The organism is Roseateles sp. (genome assembly GCF_044373315.1).
GTDB lineage: Bacteria > Pseudomonadota > Gammaproteobacteria > Burkholderiales > Burkholderiaceae_C > JACDQM01.
On record NZ_JBILQK010000067.1, the window covers coordinates 1 to 21,792 of the forward strand.

Below are 21,792 nucleotides of genomic sequence, written 5' to 3' on the forward strand. Positions count from 1 at the left end.
GACTCGACGCCCTGCCGGACTTCCCCGACCACGCTGCGCAACTGGAGCACCATGCGATCCATAGCACCGAGCAGCAAGCCGAACTCGTCGCGGCGGCCAGCCGGCACACGCGTGCTCAGATTGCCGGCGGCGATCTGGCCGGCCGCCTCGATGGCCTCCTGCAAAGGCCGCTGGATCGATCGGATGAGCCACACCGCGCCGGCGATCAGGCCGGCAACGATGATCGCGATGAACACGGCCGAGTAACGCACGGTGCTGGCGCGCTGCTGGGCAACCTCCACCTGCAGCGCCTGCTTGGCGCGCTCCTGCTCGGCCGCGAAGGCGCCCAGGACTTTCAGGTAGACCGCGACGGCTGGATTGAAGTTCTGTGTCATCTCGGTCTGCACCGCCGCGGGATCACTGGCCTTCAGCGCGCGAATCTTGGCGAGCAACTCAAGCACCTTCTTGCGCTCCGCTGCCACATCGGCCATCAAGGACTTGTCCTGTTCCGTCAGGGGCATCGCCTCGATGGACTTCTGCAATTCACTGACGTCACGAATGATCGCCGCGATGTCATCCTTGAACATCGCATCCACCGCAGGATCGCTACTGGCAGCGCCGGCCTGGATCTTGGTGATGGCGGTCGTCGTCAGCCCACCCCAGCGCTTGGCTCGATCAAGCTTGGTGTCCATCGCGGCAATGCGCTCGCTGGATTCCTTCTGCACCTGGTTGCTGCGTATCGCGGCAAATGAAATAACAGCAAACAGCGCAATCACCACGGCCGCCACCGACAACCACAGGCGGACTGCCACGCTGTGCCATTTGCTGGATGGGTTTGTCTCTGCTACTGCCATGCAACACCTTAAGGAGTGGGGATGGGACGTCGGCTGAGCCCGCGCGACGCTCCAACTATCGCGATGCTGTGGGAGTCGGGATTGATCCAGATCATGACAACACCAGCGGCGTGGAAACCGCGGACAGCGCGCGGCCCATGCGGCCGCGCGCCCGTGGCCTCACGCCGAGCTCCCGCGTTTGCGCAAACGCCACACAATGGCAGCAAATACTGGGGACAGACCCTGGGTCGCTCAGGGCTCCGATCGACATGGGTGCGCGGCTTCTTGGCTTCTTGTCCGCGTCAACGAATGATCTAATGGAAAGTGTGCGCACACCAACATTACCAGCTTGGTGCATCAGAGCGAGTGGAAACCCCAAGTGCGTGCATGCTGTCGACTACCTACATTGCGAAGCACTCGATGCAGTCATTGTGCGAACAGCGGCTGCCAGGCGGGGCTGAGGAGACAAATACAAGCAGATCTAATACGAACGAATTCAGTGACACTGTCACAATTCCAGGGCACCTTCGGGTGCCCTTTTTATTTCCTGCTCCAGCGCCTGGACGGCCTCGCCGATGCTTGTTGAGACCCTGACTGTTGCCCTGGCGTCACTGCTGGCCGGCTTTGTGGATGCGATCGTGGGCGGGGGAGGGCTGGTGCTCGTGCCGGCCCTTTTCAGTGTCTTTCCTCAGGCACCGCCGGCGACGCTGTTCGGTACCAACAAAGCTGCGTCCGTCTGGGGCACCGCCTGGGCCAGCATGCAGTTCGCACGGCGCGTCACCCTGCCGTGGGCATCCTTGCTGCCGGCCTGTGGCGCGGCACTGATCGGCGGCTTTACCGGCGCCTGGACCGTCACCCTGGTCAGTGCGGAGGGCCTGCGCAAACTCTTGCCCATCATCCTGCTGGGCGTGCTGATCTATACCCTGGTCAAGAAGGACCTGGGGCGCCATCACGAACCGCGCCACAGCGGCCACGCGCAAACCCTTCGGGCCTGCGCGATCGGTCTTCTGATCGGCTTCTACGACGGCTTCTTCGGTCCGGGCACCGGCAGTTTCTTCGTGTTCTTGTTCGTGCGCCTGCTGGGTTTCGACTTCCTGCATGCCTCGGCCAGCGCCAAGCTGCTCAACACCACGACCAACGGAGCGGCGCTGCTGCTGTTCGCCTGGAAGGGCCATGTCTGGTGGCATCTGGCGCTGGTGATGGCCGTCACGAACGTGATCGGCAGTCTGCTGGGCACGCGGCTGGCGCTCAAGCATGGCGCGGGGTTCGTGCGCGGCGTCTTCATCCTTGTCGTTGGATCCTTGATCATCAAGACCGGCTGGGATGCCTTCGGACGCTGAGCGGCGCTACTATTGGCACCCGGCACAGATCAATCCACCTATAAGCCATGCCTGTCGATCCGCAACTGCGCACCCTGGACATCGAGATCCCCACCCAACCCGAGGTGCTGGTCAAGCTGTCACTGCTGATGGCGGACGAGGATGTGGATCTGCCGGCCATCTCGGCCCTGGTTGAATCCGACATGGCTCTCGCCGCCGCGGTGATGAAAGCGGTCAACTCATCGCTGTACGGCTTGCAGGGGCGCGTGCAGACCGTGCATCAGGCGCTGACCTATCTGGGCATGCGAGAAGTCGCGGCCATCACCTTCGAGATGGGCCTGCGTGCCGCATTTCCGCCAGCGGCCGAGCTTGAGCCCATCTGGAGCCGCGCTTCCCAACGCGGCCTGTTGATGGGTCGCATGGGTCAGATGCTGGGCGTCGATCCCTGGGCCGCGCACTCGGCGGGCCTGTTCGAGGAATGCGGCAAGGCCGTGCTGTACCGTCACGCGCCGGCCCACTACCCGGCCATGCTGCGCGCGGCGCAGAAAGATAGCGAGCTCGTGCAGCTGGAGCACACCGCCTTCGGCGTCAGCCATGACGCCCTGGGTGCCGCCTTGTGCGAAAGCTGGGGCCTTGCACCCACCGCCGTGGCGAGCGTGCGGCACCATGTGCAGGTACAGGAGAGCCTGCTGATGCCGGACGTGGTCCAGCGTCGCAGCGTGCTCGCCATCTCGGCGATGGCCTGGGCCCTGCTGAACCGGCCGGACGAGATCGAGGACATCGCGCGCGACATCGCGCCGCAAGCCCAGCTGGACGAAACCCTGGTGCTGCGTGCCGCGCGGCGGGTGCACGAACAGCTGCTCGAAGCCCAAGAGCGCGGTCGCTGACAGCGCGTCCCTGAGGGATACGGCCTTCAGGCCGCCAGGCTCAGCCGGTCGCGCCCGGCATGCTTGGCGATAGCCAGCGCCTCATCGGCAGCCTGCAGCATCGCCTGAGAGCTCAGGTAGGGATGCTGCGCACTGTAGGCCGACAGACCGATGCTGACGGTCAGCACGCCATCGGACACCGGACTGCCTGGGTTGAGCAATCCCAGCGAACGCCAGTCTTCGCGCAACTGCTCCAGCAGCCCCTGAGCCGAGTGCAAGTCAAAACCGGGCAGCAGCGCCACGAACTCCTCACCGCCCAGTCGAGCGACCAGGTCGGTATCCCGCTTGAAGCGCTCACTCAGCAAACGGGCAAAAGCCTGCAGGGCCTGATCGCCGGCGCCATGGCCATGCACCTGATTGAAATGCTTGAAGGCATCGAGATCCATCACCGCCAGTGCCAGCTGGCTGTGCTGACGCTGGGCACGCTTGAACTCGCGCCGCAGCGCATCGTCAAACTCCCGGCGATTGGCCAGCCCTGTCAAGGCGTCGACACGCGACAGTGCGGCCAGCTCGCGCTGCTTGCTGTCCAGCGCCTGCTCAGCGGCGCGCAGGGCCGCCGACTGCCGCGCGATTTCCTGGGTCAGGGCATCGGCACGCGACTGTTCACGCTGCAGCTGGCTGTCGACGCTCTGCTGCACATGGACGAGTGCGGCCTCCATCTGGCGCAGTTCCCGCGGCGCATGCCGAGGCGCAATCGACCAGTCAAACTGGCTGGGCGGCTGGCTCGCATCAAAGCGCCGAATCTCTTCGGTCAACCTGCGCAGATGCCGAAGCAGGGAGCGGTCCACCAACCAAGCCGCCGCCAGGCCCAGCAGCAAAACCAGCGCCAGGTCCTGAGCCAGCTGGAGTTGCAGGCGATCCTGGCTCAACACATGCCCCAGCGTCAGCGCCGGCATCACCACATGCACCGATCCCAAGGGGCTGTCGGCAAGCGGCGTCAGCAGCGCGAATTCACTGTGCGCCTGCACGGTGCCGGCCGGCGGCATGCGCCCAGCCTCCAGCTTGCGTCCGTCCGCCAGCTTGAGCTCCAGGCCCTGAATGCCGTGGCGCTGCAACATGGTCGCCATCAAGGACCGGGCCTGATCCTCACGGGCTTGCGCAAGCGTCCGGGCCAGCGGCTCGGCATAGATCAGCGGCAGTGCCTTCAGGTCCAGCGCCTGCTGCTCGCTGCGCAGATCCAGGTCCTGCTGCACCCGCCAGGCCCCGAACACGGCCGCAAGCGACAGCCCCAGCACGAGCAGTGCCAGGCTGGTGCGTGATTTCACCGCAGCCTGCATATCGGTGAGCGAACGGGTGTTCATGGAAGTCCGTACAGCAAAGGAACGCTCCGATTGTGCCCAGCGAAGGGGCGCCGTCAGGCTGGGGCTTTCCCAGTGGTCGCACAGGCCACCTGCCTGGATCGGGGAGGCGCATCCGCGCCACGGCACACGGCGTTCTCAGCCAGGCAGCAGGGCCAGGCTGCGCCTTGATTCAAAGCATCGCTGCTGCCCGGTGCACGGATCGCTGAAGGCCAGCGCCCGCGCCAGCAGCTGCAGCGGCCGGTCGAAATCGGAGGCCTCGCTGCTGGGCAGCAGCACCGGATAGATGCGGTCGCCGACGATGGGCAGGCCCAGCGCGTTCATCTGGGCACGCAGCTGGTGCTTGCGGCCGCTGAACGGACGCAGTGCGTAATGCGCCAGCCCGCCCGGCAGCAATCGCAGCAACTCGATGTGCGTCTCGGCATTCGGCAGGCCTTCGACCTCTTGCATCTGCATGAATGCATCAGCCCGTTCCTGCAGCCGACTGCAGTAGCGCATCGGCAGGGTCAGGTCTTGCCGGGCCTGGGTCGGCTCGGCTGCGATGGCTTCATAAAGCTTGTCCACCTGCCGCTCGCGAAACAGCCGCTGGTAGGCATCACGGCTGTCCGGGCGGACAGCGAAGACCGTCAGGCCCGCCGTCTCGCGGTCGATGCGGTGGATGGGAGTCAGGGTGGCGATGCCCAGGCGCTTCTTCAGCCGCGTCAACAAGGTCTGCTGCACGTAGCGGCCCTTGGGCGTCACCGGCAGGAAGTGCGGCTTGTCCGCCACCACCAGCCAGTCGTCCTGGAACAGCACCGTCTCCTCGAACGGGATGTCCGGCTCGGCATGCTGCTGGCGGTAGTAATAGATCCGCACCGCAGCCCGGTATTCCGAATCGGGCGGCAGCGGCCGCCCTGCCTCGTCAAGCACCTCGGCGCGTGCCATGCGCGCCAGCCACTCCGCGCGCGGGACCAAGGGCAGGCGCTCGACCAGATAGTCGACCAGGGATGACCAGCTGCCGGCGGGACAGGCCAGCGCGCTGGCACTGACGCCATCGCGCATCGGCAGATCCAGCTTGGGCGGTCGGCTCACTCCAGCTGCGGGCCGCGGCGGGCGCGGTCGTCCAGAAATCGGATCAGCCGCGCCCGCTCTGCGGCGGACGCCGACTCGCCCAGCCACTGGCGCTTCCAGACATGGCGCTTCGGATCCTGAGCCAGCCGCCGCACGGCCGCATCAATGGCCTCGATCTGCTCGCGCCCCTCCGCGTTCCGGGTGCAGGAGGCGTAGGCCAGGTCCAGCGTCTCCAACTCAGCGATGGGCAGCAGCAGCAGATCGGGTTCGCGGCGGGCATCCCGCTTGCCGTCTTCGGTGGCGTCGCCAAGAAACTGCTGCACCGCTTCCGCGTACTCCAAGGTGTAGTCCATGCGCCCAGCCCGCAACATGGCCAGCAAGGTCTTGTTGCTCGTGGTCACCACCGTGTCCAGTGCCCTGCCATGCGCCTGCTTCAGCAGCGGATCCAGGGTGTTGCCGAAAGAGCGCTCGCGGGCAACCAGCCCTTTCAGGCTGCGTGTCTGCAACAGGCCTGTGATGGCTACCGGCGTGCCCAGCGACTGAAAGCGCTCCATCCGGTCCCGACGGACGACCAACTGCACCTGGTGCGAGCTCGGCGCAGGAAACATCGGCGTGAAATAGCGGCTGGCCAGACGCTCGGGCACGCGCTTGTGCAGGACCGAGCAGATGGTCTGGCCACCACGCACCATCAGCTCGAAGCGCGGCAGGCTGGCCTCGACAAACTCATGCCGGTACTGCGGCAGTTGGCCGATCAGCAGGCGAAGGAAACCATCACGCTCGCCGTAACCAAGATCGGCGACGCTCAGCGGTGTCTTTCCGACGGCATAGCTGAAATGCGGCGGCGCGTCCTGGACCAGCCAGCGAATGACCGGTTGGGCGTGGGTAGGCACCGCCAGGCCAACGCCCAGCAGCGCCGCCGCAAGCGCACGAGTCAGGGTCTGCATCACCGTTCGCATCGGATCGATCAGTCGCCTTCGACCCACTCGATCCTCGCACCCAGCGTGCAGATGTTCTCGACGAAGTGCGGATGCGCGCGCCGGATCGGCGTAGCGTTGCGAATCACCGAGCGGCCGGGGATGCTGGCCGCCACCATCAGCAGCGCGATCGCGACGCGGATGATGTAAGGGCTCTCGACCTCACTGGCGTGCAGCGGCTTGCCGCCGAAGGTCACCATGCGGTGCGGGTCCGACAGGAACGCATGCGCACCAAACTTGGCCAGCTCCGAGGTCCAGCCCATCGCGCCGTCGTAGATCTTGTTCCAGAACATCACGCTGCCTTCGGCCTTGACGCCCAGCGCGACAAAGATCGGCAGCAGGTCCACCGGCAGATAGGGCCAGGGCGCCGCCTCGACCTTCTGCAGGATGTTGCGCGTGAAAGGCTCCTTGACCTTCAGCGGACCATCGGTTTCGGCGCACGACCAGCCGTTCTCGTGCACGATGCGCACGCCGAACTTGGCGAAAGTGCGGTCGATCAGCGGGAACTGCTCGGGCGTCGAGTTCTTCACCTCGACCCGGCCGCCGGTGATGGCTCCCAAAGCCAGGAAGGTGACGATCTCGTGGAAGTCCTCGGCAAAGGTGAAGTCACCACCGCCCAGGCGCTCCACGCCGCTGATCTTCAGGCGCGAGGTGCCCAGGCCATCGATCTTGGCGCCCAGCATCTGCATGAACTGGCAGAACTCCTGCACATGCGGCTCGGAGGCGGCATTCATCAACGTGGACGTGCCCTCGGCCAGCGCGGCGCACAGCACGAAGTTCTCGGTGGTGGTCACCGAGGCGTAATCAGTCCAGTGGTCATTGGCACGCAGCTTGGCGCCCACATCCAGCAGCAGGCCGTCGGGCTGGCGCTCGACGCGGGCGCCGAAGCGCTCGAAGACCTCCACATGCGGGTCGATCTCGCGCGCGCCAAGCGTACAGCCCTTGACGTCGTCCTCGATGCGCGCCGCGCCGAAGCGCGCCATCAGCCCCGGCACCAGCATGATGGAACTGCGCATCTCCTCGGGCAGGCGGTCGGTGGCCGAATTGAAATGCGTGTCGCGGTGGTGCACGTCCAGCACGCCGGTCTTGTAGTCGATCTCGACCTGGCTGCCCAGCTTGCGGAAGACCTCCAGGATCTTGCGCACATCGGTGATCTCGGGCACGCCGCGCAGGCGCACCGGCTCGCGCGTCAGCAGCGTGGCGCAGAGGATGGGCAGCACCGCATTCTTGTTGGCCGAGGGAACGATGCGGCCGCTTAGAGGCGTGCCGCCGTGGACGATCAGATTGGACATGGAGGAGGGGTGCGAGGCCGGTGGTTCGAGGGGCGGTCGGTGCCGCAGGGCGCATTATCCCGCTGGCTACAATCCCGCACCCTGTATCCGAGAGTTTTCGCCGTGTCCGACCGCCTTGCCGTGCTGCCGCAATACCTCCTGCCCAAGCAGGCGCTGACCCGGCTGGCCGGCCTGTTTGCCTCGGCGAGGCTCGGCGGCCTGACCACGGCAGCGATCCGCCGCTTCATCGCGCGCTACGAGGTCAATATGGCCGAGGCGGCCAATCCCGACCCGGCCGCCTACGCCAGCTTCAACGAATTCTTCACCCGTGCGCTGAAACCCGGCGCACGGCCGCTGGCGCCGGCGCGACTGGTCTGCCCGGTCGATGGCGCGATCAGCCAGTTCGGCAGCATCGCCCACGACGAGATCTTCCAGGCCAAGGGCCACCAGTTCAGCACCACCGCCCTGGTGGGCGGCGATGCGCAGCTGGCCGCGCAGTTCCAGGACGGCCATTTCGCCACGCTCTACCTCAGCCCGCGCGACTACCACCGCATCCACATGCCCTGCGCTGGCCGGCTCACTCGCATGATCCATGTGCCGGGCGAGTTGTTCTCGGTCAACCCGACCACCGCGCGCGGCGTGCCGGGCCTGTTCGCCCGCAACGAGCGCGTGGTCTGCGTGTTCGAGGGCGACGGGCAAAGCGTGCAGGGCAGCTTCGTGCTGGTCCTGGTGGGCGCCACCATCGTTGGCTCGATGGCCACCACCTGGCATGGCGTGGTCAACCCGCCGCGCCCCGGCCACCTGCGGGACTGGTCCTACGAGAACCAGGACATCCGCTTCAGCCAGGGCGATGAGATGGGCCGATTCCTGCTCGGCTCCACCGTCGTGATGCTGTTCCCGCGCAGCGGCATGGGTTTCAACCCGGCCTGGCGGCCAGGCGGTGCGATCCGCCTGGGCGAGGCGATGGTGGCTTAAGCCAGCAGCTGACGCCGCACAGCCAGCGTCTGCAGGCAGGCATCCGCCAGTTCCTGCCCCTTGGTGAGGAAGTGGGCGCTGAAGTAGCGCCGATGTTCCTCATGCTCATGGAAGTGATGCGGCGTCAGCACCGCCGAGAACACCGGCACGCCGCTGTCGAGCTGCACCCGCATCAGGCCGTCGATCACCGCTGTGGCGACGAAGTCGTGGCGGTAGATGCCGCCGTCGACCACCAGCGCGCAGGCCAGGATGGCGTCATAACGGCCGCTGCGCGCCAGGCTTTGCGCCTGCAAGGGGATCTCGAAGGCGCCGGGCAGTTCGAACTCGTCGATCGCGCCGGGCGCGACGCCGCGAGAGCGCAGCCGCTCCTTGGCCGCCAGGCAGGCCTGGCCGACGATATCGCGATGCCAGCAGGCGCTGACGATAGCGATCCGCGGCGCTGGGTCAAGACCGGCAAGCGCTGAAGCAGAAGAAGTAGTAATAGCAGTAAGACCAGACTGATTCATGTGAACCTCATCGAGGATGGTTGGACATAAATCAGGGCAAGCACGCAAATGCGCGGCCATGCCGCAGCTGCACCCACGCGAGCAGGCACAGCCGCAGCCTTGGCCGCGAACTCGCGTTCTCTTTCATCCGGACTGTGACCGTCGGCCCTGGCATCGCACCAGGTCTGCTGACTCCGTCGCGGCACGCAGGCCGCCACGGACGCTCGCGGGCTCTCCAGCGCTGCGTCGGGCGACGCAGGCCGGAATACCGCCGGTGGGGACTTCCACCCCGCCCTGAGAACGCTGCCGAGCCTTGCGACCCGGCAGGCGGGAGTCTAGGGCCTGTTTAGCGGCGCGCCGCCAGCAGTTCGGCAGCCGCGGCCGCGCTCATCGGCCGCCCCAGATGGAAACCTTGCAGCTGGGTGCAACCCAGCGCTTCGGCGGCCTGCGCCTGCTCTTCGGTCTCGACGCCCTCGGCGATGACCTCCAGCCCGAGCGAATGCCCCAGCGCGCAGGTCGCGCGCACGACAGCGCTGGCATCGGCCTGCGGCAAGGGAGCGATCATGCTGCGGTCCAGCTTCATCGCGTGGATCGGCAGCTGGCGCAGCATGGTCAGCGAGGACTGGCCGGTGCCGAAGTCGTCCAGCGCGCACAACACGCCGGCATCGCGTAGCTGCAGCAGTTGCGGCAGCACCTGCTCGACATGGCCGATGGCGGCGGTCTCGGTGATCTCGATCTGCAGACTGCCATGCGGCAACCGCAGCTCGTCCAGCGCCTGCAGCAGGCGTGGCACGAACTTCCGATCATCGAACTGCAGCGGCGACACATTGACCGCCACCGGCGGCACCACGCCGAAGCGGTCCAGCCACTCGCGCAACTGGGCCGTCGCCAGCGCGAGGATCAACTCACCCAGCGCCTTGATCTGCCCGGTGCGCTCGGCTGCCGGGATGAACTCCGCCGGGCTGATCGCGCCAACACCGCTGCGCTGCCAGCGCACCAGCGCCTCGAAGCCCAGCAGCATGCGCGTGCCCGCCGCGAACTTGGGCTGGTAAAGCAGCTCGAACTCGCCGGCCTCCATCGCGCGCGCCAGCGCCTGCTCGGCATCCAGCCGGGACTGTGCCGCGGCGTTCATCGAGGCGTCGAAGAAGGCATAGGCCGCGCCGGGCAGGCCCTTGGCGCGGTGCACGGCCGAATCGGCCGCACGCAGCAGGCCGGGGCCGTCGTTCGCATCACGGGGGAATAGCGCCACGCCGATCGACAGGTGCACGAACAGCTCGGTGCCGTCCACTTCGAAGGGCCGCTGCAGCAAGGCCAGCAGCTGCTCGATGAAGGCGCGCGCATGGCCGCGCTCGCCCGCACCTGGCCCCTCGACCAGCATCACGAACTGGTCCTCGCCCAGCCGGGCCAGCGTCGCACTGACCGGCAGCTCGGTCTTGAGCCGCGCGGCCACAGCCTGCAGCAGCGCATCGCCGACCGCATGACCCAGCGTCTCGTTGACCAGCTGAAAGCGGTCGATGTCAGCGGAGACCAGCGCGAACGGCGGTGCTCCCAGCCGCGTCAGATGCTTGAGCCGTTCCTGCGTGAAGTTGCGATTCGGCAGGTCGGTCAGTTCGTCATGCAGGGCCATGCGCCGCAGCGCCTCCACCGCGGCATGGCGCTCCGTCACGTCGACCAGCGCCAACAGCTCGGCCGGGGCACCGTCCCACTCGATCTGGCTGGACAGGCCATGCAGATGCAAGGTGCGGCCATCGCGCGCCAGCCGCAGGTCTTCCCACTCGATGCGCGCTTCGGGGTCGCGCAAGACCTCGGCATGGCGACGCAAGGACTCAGCGCGCCGCTGCGGCGCCACCAGCAGCTCCAGCAAGTCGGCGCGCAAGGCGCTCTCCAGATCGGTGGCCCCGAACATCGCCAGTGCCGCCGGATTGGCGTAGAGCAGCTTGTGATGGCGCAGCACGGCCAGGCCCTGCAAGGAGTGCTCGGCCAGACGGCTGAAGCGCTCGGCTTGCAGCTGCGCCTCGCGATGCGCCCGGCCGACCGACAGCAGCATCAGCGCCAGGCAAAGCGCCGTCTGCACAATCGCGCCCAGGCTGTAGGTGACGGACGAGCGGCCCAGGGGGTCCAGCAAGGGCCCGCTGATATGCACCAGCGCCGAGGCGACAAAGCAGGCACTGACCCAGCGCTGCTGTCCGCTGCTGTGGCGCCACAGCAGCGAGGCGCTAAGCAGCGCGCCCAGGCCCAGCACCGCAGCACCGAAAACCACCGCGCTTTGCATGCGCCAGGTGCCCAGAACAGCCAGCACGCACATCAGCAGCAACAGCAGCGGCACCGCTTGCGCGAGACGCAGGCGCCGGCCGCAAAAGTTCATCGCGCCGGCCAGCTGCAGCAGCTGCGAGCTCATCAGCGCCCCCGACGCCAGCAGCGCTTGCGCGGCACGCGCTGGCGAACTGTCGTCGAAGGCATCCTGCAGCACCGGCCCGCCGCCCAGCCCCAGGCCCAGCAGCACCCAGCTCCAGCCCCACATCCAGACATAGGCGTGCTGACGACGCTCTTGAGCCCACAGCCGCAGCATGGCGGCCCCGAACAAGCCGAGGATGACAGCATTGACCAACAGCAGCAGGGTCATGGGCGCAGGACGAGCCAAGCGAATCTGCATGCTAGCCGATGCTGGGGCCTGAGCTGCGACCGGCCTGGGCGAGAATCGGGGACAGGCAGGCCGAGGTCTTGCGGGACCCGGCCTCGAACTCATTTCGGCACAGACCATGACCCAGCGCGTTCTCACCGGCATCACCACCACCGGCACCCTGCACCTCGGCAACTATGTCGGCGCACTTCGCCCGGCCATCATTGCCAGCCAGGCCCCTGAGGTGGAGAGCTTCTTCTTCATGGCCGACTACCACGCGCTGATCAAGTGCGACGAACCGGACCGCATCGAGGCCTCGCGCCTGCAGATCGCCGCCACCTGGATCGCGGCCGGCCTGGATACCGATCGCGCGGTGTTCTACCGCCAGAGCGACATCCCCGAGATCCCCGAACTGACCTGGCTGCTGACCTGCGTCACCAGCAAGGGGCAGATGAATCGCGCCCATGCCTACAAGGGTGCGGTGGACGCCAACCTCGCCGCCGGCGAGGACCCCGACGCCGGCATCACCATGGGGCTGTACAGCTACCCCATCCTGATGGCGGCCGACATCCTGATGTTCAACGCCCACCGCGTGCCGGTCGGCAAGGACCAGGTGCAGCACATCGAGATGGCGCGCGACGTGGCGCAGCGCTTCAACCATCTGTTCGGGCGTGGCAAGGATTTCTTCGTACTGCCCGAGGCCGAGGTCGAAGCCGAGATGGAGCTGCTGCCCGGCCTGGACGGCCGCAAGATGAGCAAGAGCTATGACAACGTGATCCCGCTTTTCGAGGGCGGCGCGAAGGCGCTGCGCGAGGCGATTGCACGCATCGTCACCGACAGCAGGCTGCCCGGCGAGCCCAAGGACCCTGACAGCTCGCACCTGGTCAGCATCTTCGATGCCTTCGCCACGCCCGAGCAGCGCGCCGCCTTCCGCGCAGAGCTGCGCGCCGGCCTGGCCTGGGGCGAGGCCAAGCAGCGCCTGTTTGATCAGATCGACGGCCAGATCGGCCCGATGCGTGCGCGCTATGAAGAGCTGATGGCCCACCCCGAGCGTATCGAAGAGATACTGCAGCGCGGCGCGGCCAAGGCACGCGCCATCGCTGCGCCGCTGCTGGCCGAGCTGCGCCACGCAGTGGGCCTGCGCCCCTTCAAGGCCTTGCAGGCCAAAGCCACGCCGGTGGCCAAGGCGAAGTCCGCGCTGCCGCTGTTCAAGCAGTACCGCGAGGCCGACGGCAAGTTCTACTTCAAGCTCACCGCTGCCGACGGCAGCCTGCTGCTGCAGAGCCTGGCTTTCGAGCAGGGCCGCGAAGCCGGCCAATGGGTGGCGCGGCTGAAGCAGGACGGCGCCGCCGCTTTGGCCGAGGCGCCGGTGCAGCGTGCACCTGGCGTGGAGGAAGCAGCGCTCGCGGCTGCACTGGCCGCATTGCAGAGCGCAGCGACGGAGGGCTGAGGGTCGCCGGGCCGGCGTTGGGGACCTGGCTCTAATCCCGCGCTGACCCGCACAAACCCGCTTGGCACCCAGGGTCATGTGGCGATAGCCTGAAAGGGAGCGATCGCTATCAAGAACAAGCAAGGAGACTGCACCATGTCCACCATTCCCGCCGACAGCCTGGCCCTGCAACGCCTCTACCACTGGGAGCGCGAGTCGCCCGAGCGCATCGCGCTGACTCAACCCATGGGCGACGGCGTGGTCAAGGATTTCACCTGGGCCCAAGTCGGCGATCAGGTGCGCCGCATGGCCACCTACCTGCAGAGTCAGGGCTGGGAGCCTGGCTCCAAAGTGGCCATCCTGTCCAAGAACTGCGCCTGGTGGATGATGAGTGACCTGGCCATCTGGATGGCCGGCCATGTGTCAGTGCCGCTGTACCCGACGCTGGCGCCCGAGACCATCCGCCAGATCCTCGAGCACAGCGAGTCCAAGGCCTGCTTCGTCGGCAAGCTCGACGGCTGGGAGCACATGAAGCCCGGCGTGCCTGCCGACATGCCCTGCATCAGCTACCCGCTGTCGCCGTTTGACGCCATCAAGAGCTATGAGGGCTGGGACGCCATTTGCGCGCGCAGCGAGCCGATGTTCGGCGAACCCTTGCGCGGCGCAGACGAGCTGGCCACGCTGATCTACACCTCGGGCACCACCGGCATGCCCAAGGGCGTGATGCACACCTTCGGCGCCTTCGCCTGGGGCCTGGGCCAGGGCCTCAAGCGCATCCCCATCGGCCACGATGACCGCATGCTGTCCTATCTGCCGCTGGCGCACGTGGTCGAGCGCGTGCTGGTCGAGCATGGCTGGCTGCGCACCGGCATGCATGTGTACTTCGCCGAAAGCCTGGACACCTTCGCCGCCGATCTGCAGCGCGCGCGGCCGACGGTGTTCTTCTCGGTGCCACGGCTGTGGGTCAAGTTCCAGCAGGGCGTGCACGCCAAGATGCCGCCGGCCAAGCTGGCGCGCCTGCTGTCCATCCCCCTGCTCGGCGGCATCGTGCGCAAGAAGATCCTCAAGGCCCTGGGCCTGGACCAGTGCCGCATCGCCGCCGGCGGTGCCGCGCCGATGCCGCTGGCGCTGCTGGAGTGGTACAAAAAGCTGGGATTGCACATCAACGAGGGCTACGGCATGACCGAGAACCTCGCCATCTCGCACATCACCATCCCCGGACAAAACCAGTTCGGCACCGTGGGCCCGGCCTACGAAGGCGTGGAGACCCGCATCGACCCCAAGAACGGTGAACTGCAGATGCGCAGCCCGGCGCTGATGCTGGGCTATTACAAGGAGCCGCGCCTGACCGAGGACGCGTTCACGCCCGACGGCTGGCTGCGGACCGGCGACAAGGCCGCCATCGAAGCCAGTGGCTGCCTGCGCATCACCGGCCGCGTGAAGGATCTGTTCAAGACCAGCAAGGGCAAGTACGTCGCGCCCGCGCCGATCGAAGACCGCCTGGTGATGCACCCGACCGTCGAGGCCTGCATGGTGGCCGGCGCCAATCTGGGCCAGCCGCTAGGCATCGTGATGCTGTCGCCGGACGCCGCCCTGCGCACCGGCACCGAAGCAGACCGTCAGCAGCTGATGGCGCAGCTCACCGAGCATCTGGACAACATCAATGCAAGGCTGGATCCGCATGAGCAGCTCGACTGCCTGGTGGTGGTGAAGAACGCCTGGACGGTGGACAACGGCTTCATCACGCCCACCTTCAAGGTCAAGCGCAACCGCGTCGAAGAGGTCTACGGCACCCACTTTGAAGAGTGGGTGGCCCGCCGCAGCAAGATCGTCTTCGGGGATTGATGGGCGCGCGGCGCGGCCTGTTGCGTGCTTGGGCGCTCGCGCTCAAGACCGATGTGCTGGCAGTCTACTTTGCCGCCCGCGACCCTCTCGCCCCCTGGCGCTGGCGCCTGCTGGCGCTGGCGGTGGCGGCCTATGCGCTCAGCCCCGTCGACCTGATCCCGGATTTCATCCCGCTGCTCGGCTATCTGGACGACCTGCTGCTGGTGCCGCTAGGCCTGTGGCTGGTGATCCGCCTGATGCCACCGGCGGTGATGGCGCGCGCGCGCCAGCGCGCCGCGCAGCTGCTGCAAAAACCCAAGAGCTGGGCCGCCGGCGCCGCCGTCGTGCTGGTGTGGCTGCTGGTGGCCGCCGTGCTGGCCCTGTGGCTGTGGCCGCTGATCCAGGACACCAGGGAGATCTCCCAACCATGATTCGCAACAACACAAGGGCGCGCCGGACTTTGCTGCGCCTGCTGGGCGCCTGCTGCCTGTGCCTGGCTGCCGGCAGCGCCGTGCAGGCCCAGCCCACCAGCTTCAGCGCGGCCGACCTGCTGGCTGCCGAGCGCCTGCGCGAAGCGGGCCTGGCCAGCGGCTTGGCCTACGAGCTGGTGGACAGCCTGGTCACCGAGGTGGGCGCACGCCCGGCCGGCTCGCTGAACGACCAGCGCGCGGTGGACTGGGCGCTGGACCGGCTGCGCCACCTGGGCTTCTCGAACGTGCGCGCCGAGCCCGTGCCGCTGCGCGCCTGGAAGCGCGGCGAGGCGCATGCCCACATCACCGCGCCCTATCCGCATCCGCTGGTGATGACGGCACTGGGCAATAGCGTGGCCACACCCAAGGAGGGCCTGCATGCCGAGATTGCCTACTACCCGGATCTGGAGACGCTGAAGGCTGACGTCAGCGATCGCGCCAATGGCCGCATTGTCTTCATCGACCAGAAGACCGAGCGCAGCCGCGACGCCCGCGGCTATGGCCGCGCGGTGGCGGCGCGCATCCAGGGCACGGCCGAAGCGGCCCGGCGCGGCGCCATCGCGGTGGCGATCCGCTCCATCGGCACCGACCGTGATCGCCTGGCCCACACCGGCAGCACGCGCTATGCCGAAGGCCTCAGCAAGATTCCGGCGCTGGCCGTCTCGGTGCCGGATGCCGATCTGATCGGCCGGCTGACCCGCTACGGCCAGCCGATCAAGATGCACCTGGCGCTGCAGGCCGAAGGCGGCATTGCCGCGGTTTCGCACAATGTGATTGCTGAGATCCCCGGCAGCGAGCTGCCGAATGAGGTGGTGCTGATCGGCGCCCACCTGGACAGCTGGGATCTGGGCCCCGGGGCGCTGGACGATGGCGCCGGCGTGGGCATCGTCACCGCTGCCGCAAGGCTGATGCTGGAGGCCGGCCTGAAGCCGCGCCGCACCGTGCGCGTGGTGCTGTTCGCCAATGAAGAGAACGGCTTCGACGGCGCCATCGCCTATGCCGACAAGTACAAAGGCCAGGTGCACCAGTTCGTCGGCGAAAGCGATCTAGGCGCCGGCCTGGTCTACCGCTTCCAGAGCCGCGTGCGACCCGAGGCCCTGCCCCTGATCCAGCAGATCGCACAGCCGCTGGCGCCGCTGGGCATCGCCCTGGGCAGCAACGAAGGCTCGCCCGGGCCCGATGCCGGCGTGCTGATGCGCCGCAATGCCTGGCCGGCGCTGGAGCTCAGCCAGGACGGCAGCGACTATTTCGACTGGCACCACACACCCAACGACACGCTGGACAAGATCGACCCGGCCAAGCTGCGCCAGAACGTCGCCGCCTGGGCGGTGATGAGCTGGCTGGCGGCACAAAGCCCGGTGGCCTTCGGGCCGATGCCGACGGCGGCCAAGCCCTGAGGTCATCGGTGCGCGACACCGGCCTCGACACCTTGCGCCAGGCCTACGACAGCCTCCAGCTCGCCTTCTGGTTTGAAGGCCGCAGCCCCGCCGTCTCGGAGGGGCCGCATTGTCGGCCAGCCCGGTTGCACGCCAGCAAGGTATCGCCAAAAAGGCCGCGAGCGGAGTGAGGGACTGGGTGGCGTCGCCGGCCGCCACAGCTTTGTTCCATGCCGCTGAAAGCTAATGCAGCCGCGCACCGCACCGAACTGGCGTTCCGCGATCCAACCCTTGAAGCGTGCCTGCAGTCGTGCAGGCCGCTCCGCTCGGGCTCAGCATCGCCGCAAACCCAGATGCAAAGGCAGATCGGGCCGCAGCGTGACGTCCAGCCGTGGGTTAGGGGCCGGCCGCTCGGGCAGGCGCTGCAGCTCGTAGCGCTGCAGGATCAGCGCCGCCACCACGCCCATTTCCGTCAGCGCGAAGTGGCTGCCCAGGCAGACCCGCGGGCCAGCGCCGAAGGGCAGCCAGGCGCCGCGTGGGATCTCGGGGTGGCCGCTCGACGTGTCAAAGCGTTCGGGGCGGAAGGCCTCGGGCTCCTGGAACCAGCGTGGGTCACGGTGGGTGAGAGCGGGTGTGAGGCGTACCATACTGCCGGCGGGCAGCTCGTAGCCGCCGACGCAAAGGGGCTGGGTCGTCCGCCGGGATAGCAGACCGGCCGCTGGCGGGAAGAGTCGCAGGGCTTCCTTGAAGCTGCGGGCCAGGCGCGGCATCAGCGGCAGATCAGCGGCCGTGGGCACACGATCGGCCAGCACCGACCGCACCTCGTCGGCGATCCGGGCCTGTTCTTCGGGATGAGCGGCCATGCACCAGCCCCACCATGTCAGCGCCGCGGCGGTAGTCTCGTGGCCGGCCAGGAACGTGGTCATGCATTCGTCGCGCAGGCCACGGGCGCTCAAGCCCTGATCCTCGGCGTCGCGGGCCTCAAGCATCAGGCCCAGCAGGTCACGGCGTGGTTCGGAGCAAGCCAGGCGCTCGCGGATCTGGCGCTCGATGAAGCGGTCCAGCAGTGCCAGGGCGCGGCGCTTGCGTGCCTTCCAGGGGGCCCATAGCGGGGCGCTCACGGGCCAGTAGAACTCCTTCATGCCCTCGACGCTGAGATCGTGCACGGCTTCGGCGATGGCTCGCCCCTGCAGCGCATCTGCCTGGGAGAACAGCGTTTGCATGATGACGGCCATGGTCGTCTGCGTCATGGCGGCCTCGAAGTCGATCTCCGACAGGCCGTCCCATCCGGCGAGGCTGGCTTGGCTGGCCTGCACCATGCGCGGCACAAAGCTCTCGACCCGCCTGGGCGAGAAGGCGGGCTGCAGCATCTGGCGCTGGCGCTTCCAGGCTGCGCCCTCTGCCACCAGCACGCTTTGGCCATGGGCGCTGGCAAAGACCGCGGTGCCGCGTTCCCAGCGAATCAGCTTGTCATGCGAGGCCACCAGCACCTCGCGCACATGCTCCGGGTGCAGGAAGCTGTAGTCCACCAAGTGCACGAAGCGCTGGCGGACGATGTCGCCATGGCGTGCATGCAAGGCACCCAATGTTCCCAGGTAGTCGCGGCTCATCGCGCGCAGGCGGTCGAAACCCAGGCCGGTGGGACCCGGCGGCCGGGTCGCGGGGGAGCGGGGCAGGATCTGTGTGTTCATGCGGCGCATCATGAGCGCCGGCCCGAGCGGCGTCTTGAACGAAATCGACATGGGCCGGGCTCACTACACTGCGGGCATGGACAGCGATCGCCACCCCGATGCCATTGCCCGGCTGATCGCCCCCGGCCTGGCGCTCAGCGGCTGCCTCTACGCCTCCCTGTGGCGCGACACGCTGGCGGCCGAGCCGCTGACGGCGGAGCAGCGCAGCAGCCACTTCCCGGCCACGCCCTACTGCGGCATGACCTGGGTGCTGGAAGGCGACGGCGTGCAGCTGCTGGACGACGGCAGCGAGCGGCCACTGCCCGGCCGTGCCCTGGTGGGCGGGCCCCGCAGCCGGCCGGCGCAGTTCCGCTCGGATGCGGGCACGCGCTGCTTCATGGTGGCCTGGCTGCCCGAGGCCTTGCATGCGCTGACGGGTGTGGACCTGGCCTCGCTGGTGGATGGCTGCGAGCCGATCGAGTCAGTGCTAGGCCCGGAGTGGCAGGCGCTGAACGACGCTTTGTTGGCGGCCCCGGACGAGCATGCCTGCCAGGCCAGGCTCGAGGCCTTCTTGCTGCCACGCTGGCGTGCCCTGGCTCAGGCCCAGGCGGCGCCACCGCGACGTTATCGAGACTGGATGGAGAACCTGGCGCTGAAGGCCGTGGCCGGCGGTCATGGCGAGAGCCTGCGCCAGGTCGAGCGTCGTATCAAGCGCTGGAGCGGGCAGAGCCTGCGTGCCTTGCGCAGCATCAGCCGTGCCGAGTCCGCCTTTCATCAGGCGCGCGGCGACCTGGAAGCGGGCGCCGTGCTATGGAGCGCCCTGGCCCAGGATGCTGGCTACGCCGACCAGGCCCATCTGTGCAGGGAAATCCGCCGCGTCTGCGGCTTCAGCCCCGAGGAGCTGCGCCGACGCATCTTCAGCCACGAGGCGTTCTGGGCATATCGGGTGTGGGTTTAAGCAGGCCGGAGCTGACAACGCGCCAAGCCGGGAGGGGTTGACCGTCATGCATCGACAAGCTTGTAGCAGCAGCGCTGCGCTACCGCGTTGGGCCATCGCCTGTCTGTCCCTGCTGTGGCTGCTGCTCTTGGGCGCCTGTGCCAGCCCCGATCCCAGCGCTGTTCGACGCCCATCAGGATTCCGTCCTCAGCCTGGCAGGCACGGCCTACGCCGCGGCGCAGCTGCAGGCCTGGTTCGAGGGCCGCAGCCCGGCCATCTACGAGCCGGAGCTCAGCGAGGGCCGGATCTGGCTGGCCGAGCGAGCCGGCCGGGTGCTGGGCTTCGTCGGCATCGAGCCGCTGTAAGTCACCTTGCTGTTCGTGCGCCCCGAAGCGGCCGGCAGCGGCCTGGGCAGCCGCCTGCTGGCGCTGGGCATGGCGCAGGCGCGCCGCACCGGGGCCGGGCCGCTGAAGCTGGTGGCCACGCTCAACTCGCAGGCCTTCTATGAACGCCACGGCTTCGTGCCCGTGCAGCGCTGCGAGACGCTGCGCGGCAAGGCGCAAAACACCCGCTTCGAGCTGGTCCGTATGCGCCAGCAGGTGATGCACCTGTGCCAGCAGCCGCAGCACGGCGATGCGGTCGCCCGGATGATCTACCAGGAGTTCTGGCGTGACGTGCCGAACGGAATGAGCGAAGCCGATCTGCAGGCGCATCTGCGCACGGCCACCGACCCGGACCGTCTGCCGCTGTGCCTGATCGCGGTCGATGCGGACGGGCAGTTGCTGGGCACCGTCAACCTGATCGACAACGATGACAGCCAGCGTACGCATCTCTGGCCCTGGCTGGCCGCCATGGTGGTGCTGGAGTCGCAGCGCGGCCACGGCATCGGCAGCGCGCTGGTGCGCTGCCTGCTGCTGGAAGCACGCCGGCTGGGCCTGCCGCGCCTGTACTTCGGCACCGACGGCCCGGGTTTCTACACCCGGCTGGGCGCGCAGCTGCATGAACAGGTCAGCGAGGCCTTCTGCGTCATGCGTTTCGAGCTGGGCTGAACGTGTCGCGCTGCGGTGCCGGCAGGCACCGTCGGCCGACAGTGGCCAGACCAGGCCCTTCAGGGCGCCGTCAGCGGCAGCTGCAGCTGGAAGCAGGCGCCGCGCTGCGCAGCGTCGGCAGGCAACAGCTGCAGCTTGCCCCCCAGCAGGCCGGTGGTCAGGTTGTGCGCGATGTGCAAACCCAGGCCGCTACCCCCTCGCCCAAGACGCGTGGTGAAGAACGGCTCGAAGACTTTCGACGCCATGCTGGCGGGAATGCCCATGCCGTTGTCGCTGATGCAGATCTGCAGGCAGCCACCCGGCCCGATGGCGGTGTCGATGCGAACCTCTCCGCCTTCGCTTCGGCCCTCCAGGCCATGCAGCAAGGCGTTCTGCACCAGGTTGACGATGATCTGTTCCAGCGGCCCCGGATAGCTGTCGAGCCGCAAGTCTGGAACCGGCCCCAGAAGCAGCTGATGCGGCGTGCCGCGGAACTGCGGCTGCAGGGCCGAGACAATGTCGGCCAAGGTCGCACGCAAGGAGAAGTCGCGCCGCTGCACGCTCTGCTGGTCCACCGCGACCTGCTTGAAGTGCCCGATCTGCTCGGCCGCCCGGGCCATGCCGCGCTCGATGAGTTGGCTCGCACGCACGCAGTCGCCGAGGAACTGCTGCAGTTCCACGCGGCGCAAGGCCGCTCCCTCTTCAAAGCGCCGATGGAAGCTCTGCACCTGATCGGCCAGAGCGCTGGCCACGGTCCGCGTGTTGCCAATCGGCGTGTTCAGCTCATGCGCAACGCCCGCCACCAGACGACCCAGGGCCGCCAGCTCTTCAGCCTCCATGAGCTGGGCCATGGCCTGTTTCAGCTCATCGCTGCGCGACGCGACGCGGCGCTCCAGCTCGTGGTTGCTGTTCGCCAGTGCCTCACGGGCCGCATGCAGCTCACCGATGTCCACGTCCATGCAGATGAAGATGCGATCGCCACCGTCCAGTGAAGGAAGCTCGAACTGAGTGGCCAAGCAGTGGGCCAGGCCGCCGTCAGCGCGCAGGCAGCTCCACTCGCTCGGGCTGGAGGCGCCGCCCTGGGCGGCCACCTGCTGCAGTCCTGCGAGAAAGGCCTGAAAGTCTTCGGCCGAGAGCAGAAATTCGTCGAGCCGTCGCCCCAGCGCCTGTTCGGCGCGCCAGCCAAACAAGCGCTCCGCGGCCGGGTTCCAACTCAGCACGCGTCCTTCGGCGTCGTAGGACTGGATGGCCACATTCGGCGCATGTTCGATGATGGCGGCCAGCTGCGCGCTGATGCGGTGGGTGGTCGTGGTCTCCAGGATCACGCC

General features: G+C 67.6%; 19 protein-coding genes and 1 riboswitch. Of the genes, 10 read left to right on the forward strand and 9 right to left on the reverse strand.

The genetic code is table 11. From position 1 onward, the window contains the following. The coding region (locus ACIQ67_RS14405) for a HAMP domain-containing protein (RefSeq protein ID WP_397535067.1) at window positions 1-791 on the reverse strand (791 nt) is incomplete at its 3' end. Window positions 792-1,387: 596 nt separating this feature from the next. Here ACIQ67_RS14405 and ACIQ67_RS14410 point away from each other — a divergent pair. Together ACIQ67_RS14410 and ACIQ67_RS14415 are read left to right on the forward strand one after the other, a co-directional pair. Then, complete coding sequence (locus ACIQ67_RS14410; protein ID WP_397535068.1) at window positions 1,388-2,152, forward strand: TSUP family transporter; 765 nt, start codon at window positions 1,388-1,390, stop codon at window positions 2,150-2,152. A 47-nt stretch (window positions 2,153-2,199) separates the two neighbouring features. Beyond that, on the forward strand, window positions 2,200-3,018 hold the full coding sequence (locus ACIQ67_RS14415) for an HDOD domain-containing protein (RefSeq protein WP_397535069.1): 819 nt from the start codon (window positions 2,200-2,202) through the stop codon (window positions 3,016-3,018). Window positions 3,019-3,044: 26 nt separating this feature from the next. On the opposite strand, the gene ACIQ67_RS14420 is transcribed toward ACIQ67_RS14415, so the two are convergent. From ACIQ67_RS14420 to ACIQ67_RS14435, 4 genes are all read right to left on the reverse strand, one after another. Then, a complete protein-coding gene (locus tag ACIQ67_RS14420) occupies window positions 3,045-4,358 on the reverse strand; it encodes a diguanylate cyclase (protein WP_397535070.1) in 1,314 nt (437 codons plus the stop codon). A gap of 135 nt (window positions 4,359-4,493) precedes the next feature. Further along, the gene (locus ACIQ67_RS14425) at window positions 4,494-5,426 is read right to left on the reverse strand and encodes a pseudouridine synthase (protein ID WP_397535071.1); all 933 of its coding nucleotides are present in this window, start codon (window positions 5,424-5,426) and stop codon (window positions 4,494-4,496) included. Beyond that, window positions 5,423-6,349: a hypothetical protein gene (locus tag ACIQ67_RS14430; RefSeq protein WP_397535072.1), complete on the reverse strand. Its 927-nt coding sequence runs from the start codon at window positions 6,347-6,349 to the stop codon at window positions 5,423-5,425. The genes ACIQ67_RS14425 and ACIQ67_RS14430 overlap by 4 nt, the downstream gene beginning before the upstream one ends. A 20-nt stretch (window positions 6,350-6,369) precedes the next feature. Then, on the reverse strand, window positions 6,370-7,671 hold the full coding sequence (locus tag ACIQ67_RS14435; protein ID WP_397535073.1) for a UDP-N-acetylglucosamine 1-carboxyvinyltransferase: 1,302 nt from the start codon (window positions 7,669-7,671) through the stop codon (window positions 6,370-6,372). A gap of 102 nt (window positions 7,672-7,773) precedes the next feature. Here ACIQ67_RS14435 and asd point away from each other — a divergent pair, with 102 nt between their 5' ends. Then, entirely contained in the window at window positions 7,774-8,625 is an 852-nt protein-coding gene (asd, locus tag ACIQ67_RS14440) for an archaetidylserine decarboxylase (protein WP_397535074.1), read from the forward strand. Here the strand turns inward: asd and ACIQ67_RS14445 are convergent. Beyond that, window positions 8,622-9,131 carry a 6,7-dimethyl-8-ribityllumazine synthase gene (locus ACIQ67_RS14445; protein ID WP_397535075.1) on the reverse strand — a complete coding sequence of 170 codons (510 nt, stop codon included), beginning with the start codon at window positions 9,129-9,131 and terminating at the stop codon, window positions 8,622-8,624. The genes asd and ACIQ67_RS14445 overlap by 4 nt on opposite strands. A gap of 111 nt (window positions 9,132-9,242) precedes the next feature. Then, window positions 9,243-9,416: riboswitch (FMN riboswitch) on the reverse strand. 40 nt (window positions 9,417-9,456) lie between these two features. Then, window positions 9,457-11,763, reverse strand: a complete 2,307-nt coding sequence (locus ACIQ67_RS14450) for a putative bifunctional diguanylate cyclase/phosphodiesterase (protein WP_397535076.1) — start codon at window positions 11,761-11,763, stop codon at window positions 9,457-9,459. Between the two features lie 106 nt (window positions 11,764-11,869). Between ACIQ67_RS14450 and ACIQ67_RS14455 the strand changes: the two genes are divergently transcribed. The 4 genes from ACIQ67_RS14455 (at window position 11,870) to ACIQ67_RS14470 (ending at window position 16,850) form a co-directional block, all read left to right on the forward strand. After that, the gene (locus tag ACIQ67_RS14455; protein WP_397535077.1) at window positions 11,870-13,180 is read left to right on the forward strand and encodes a tryptophan--tRNA ligase; all 1,311 of its coding nucleotides are present in this window, start codon (window positions 11,870-11,872) and stop codon (window positions 13,178-13,180) included. A 135-nt stretch (window positions 13,181-13,315) separates the two neighbouring features. Then, complete coding sequence (locus ACIQ67_RS14460; protein WP_397535078.1) at window positions 13,316-15,004, forward strand: AMP-binding protein; 1,689 nt, start codon at window positions 13,316-13,318, stop codon at window positions 15,002-15,004. 20 nt (window positions 15,005-15,024) lie between these two features. Continuing rightward, window positions 15,025-15,414, forward strand: coding sequence for a DUF1232 domain-containing protein (locus ACIQ67_RS14465; protein ID WP_397535079.1), 390 nt, complete (start codon window positions 15,025-15,027; stop codon window positions 15,412-15,414). Further along, window positions 15,411-16,850, forward strand: coding sequence for a M20/M25/M40 family metallo-hydrolase (locus ACIQ67_RS14470; protein ID WP_397535080.1), 1,440 nt, complete (start codon window positions 15,411-15,413; stop codon window positions 16,848-16,850). Before ACIQ67_RS14465 ends, ACIQ67_RS14470 begins: the two co-directional genes overlap by 4 nt. A gap of 311 nt (window positions 16,851-17,161) precedes the next feature. On the opposite strand, the gene ACIQ67_RS14475 is transcribed toward ACIQ67_RS14470, so the two are convergent. Then, window positions 17,162-18,520, reverse strand: a complete 1,359-nt coding sequence (locus ACIQ67_RS14475; RefSeq protein WP_397535081.1) for a cytochrome P450 — start codon at window positions 18,518-18,520, stop codon at window positions 17,162-17,164. Between the two features lie 76 nt (window positions 18,521-18,596). Here ACIQ67_RS14475 and ACIQ67_RS14480 point away from each other — a divergent pair, with 76 nt between their 5' ends. The 3 genes from ACIQ67_RS14480 (at window position 18,597) to ACIQ67_RS14490 (ending at window position 20,485) form a co-directional block, all read left to right on the forward strand. Next, the gene (locus tag ACIQ67_RS14480) at window positions 18,597-19,457 is read left to right on the forward strand and encodes a helix-turn-helix domain-containing protein (RefSeq protein ID WP_397535082.1); all 861 of its coding nucleotides are present in this window, start codon (window positions 18,597-18,599) and stop codon (window positions 19,455-19,457) included. Between the two features lie 137 nt (window positions 19,458-19,594). Further along, window positions 19,595-19,801, forward strand: coding sequence for a hypothetical protein (locus tag ACIQ67_RS14485; protein WP_397535083.1), 207 nt, complete (start codon window positions 19,595-19,597; stop codon window positions 19,799-19,801). Window positions 19,802-19,807: 6 nt separating this feature from the next. Continuing rightward, entirely contained in the window at window positions 19,808-20,485 is a 678-nt protein-coding gene (locus tag ACIQ67_RS14490; RefSeq protein WP_397535084.1) for a GNAT family N-acetyltransferase, read from the forward strand. A gap of 59 nt (window positions 20,486-20,544) precedes the next feature. Here ACIQ67_RS14490 and ACIQ67_RS14495 read toward each other — a convergent pair. Next, a partial coding sequence (locus ACIQ67_RS14495; protein ID WP_397535085.1) for a sensor histidine kinase occupies window positions 20,545-21,792 on the reverse strand: 1,248 nt, incomplete at its 5' end.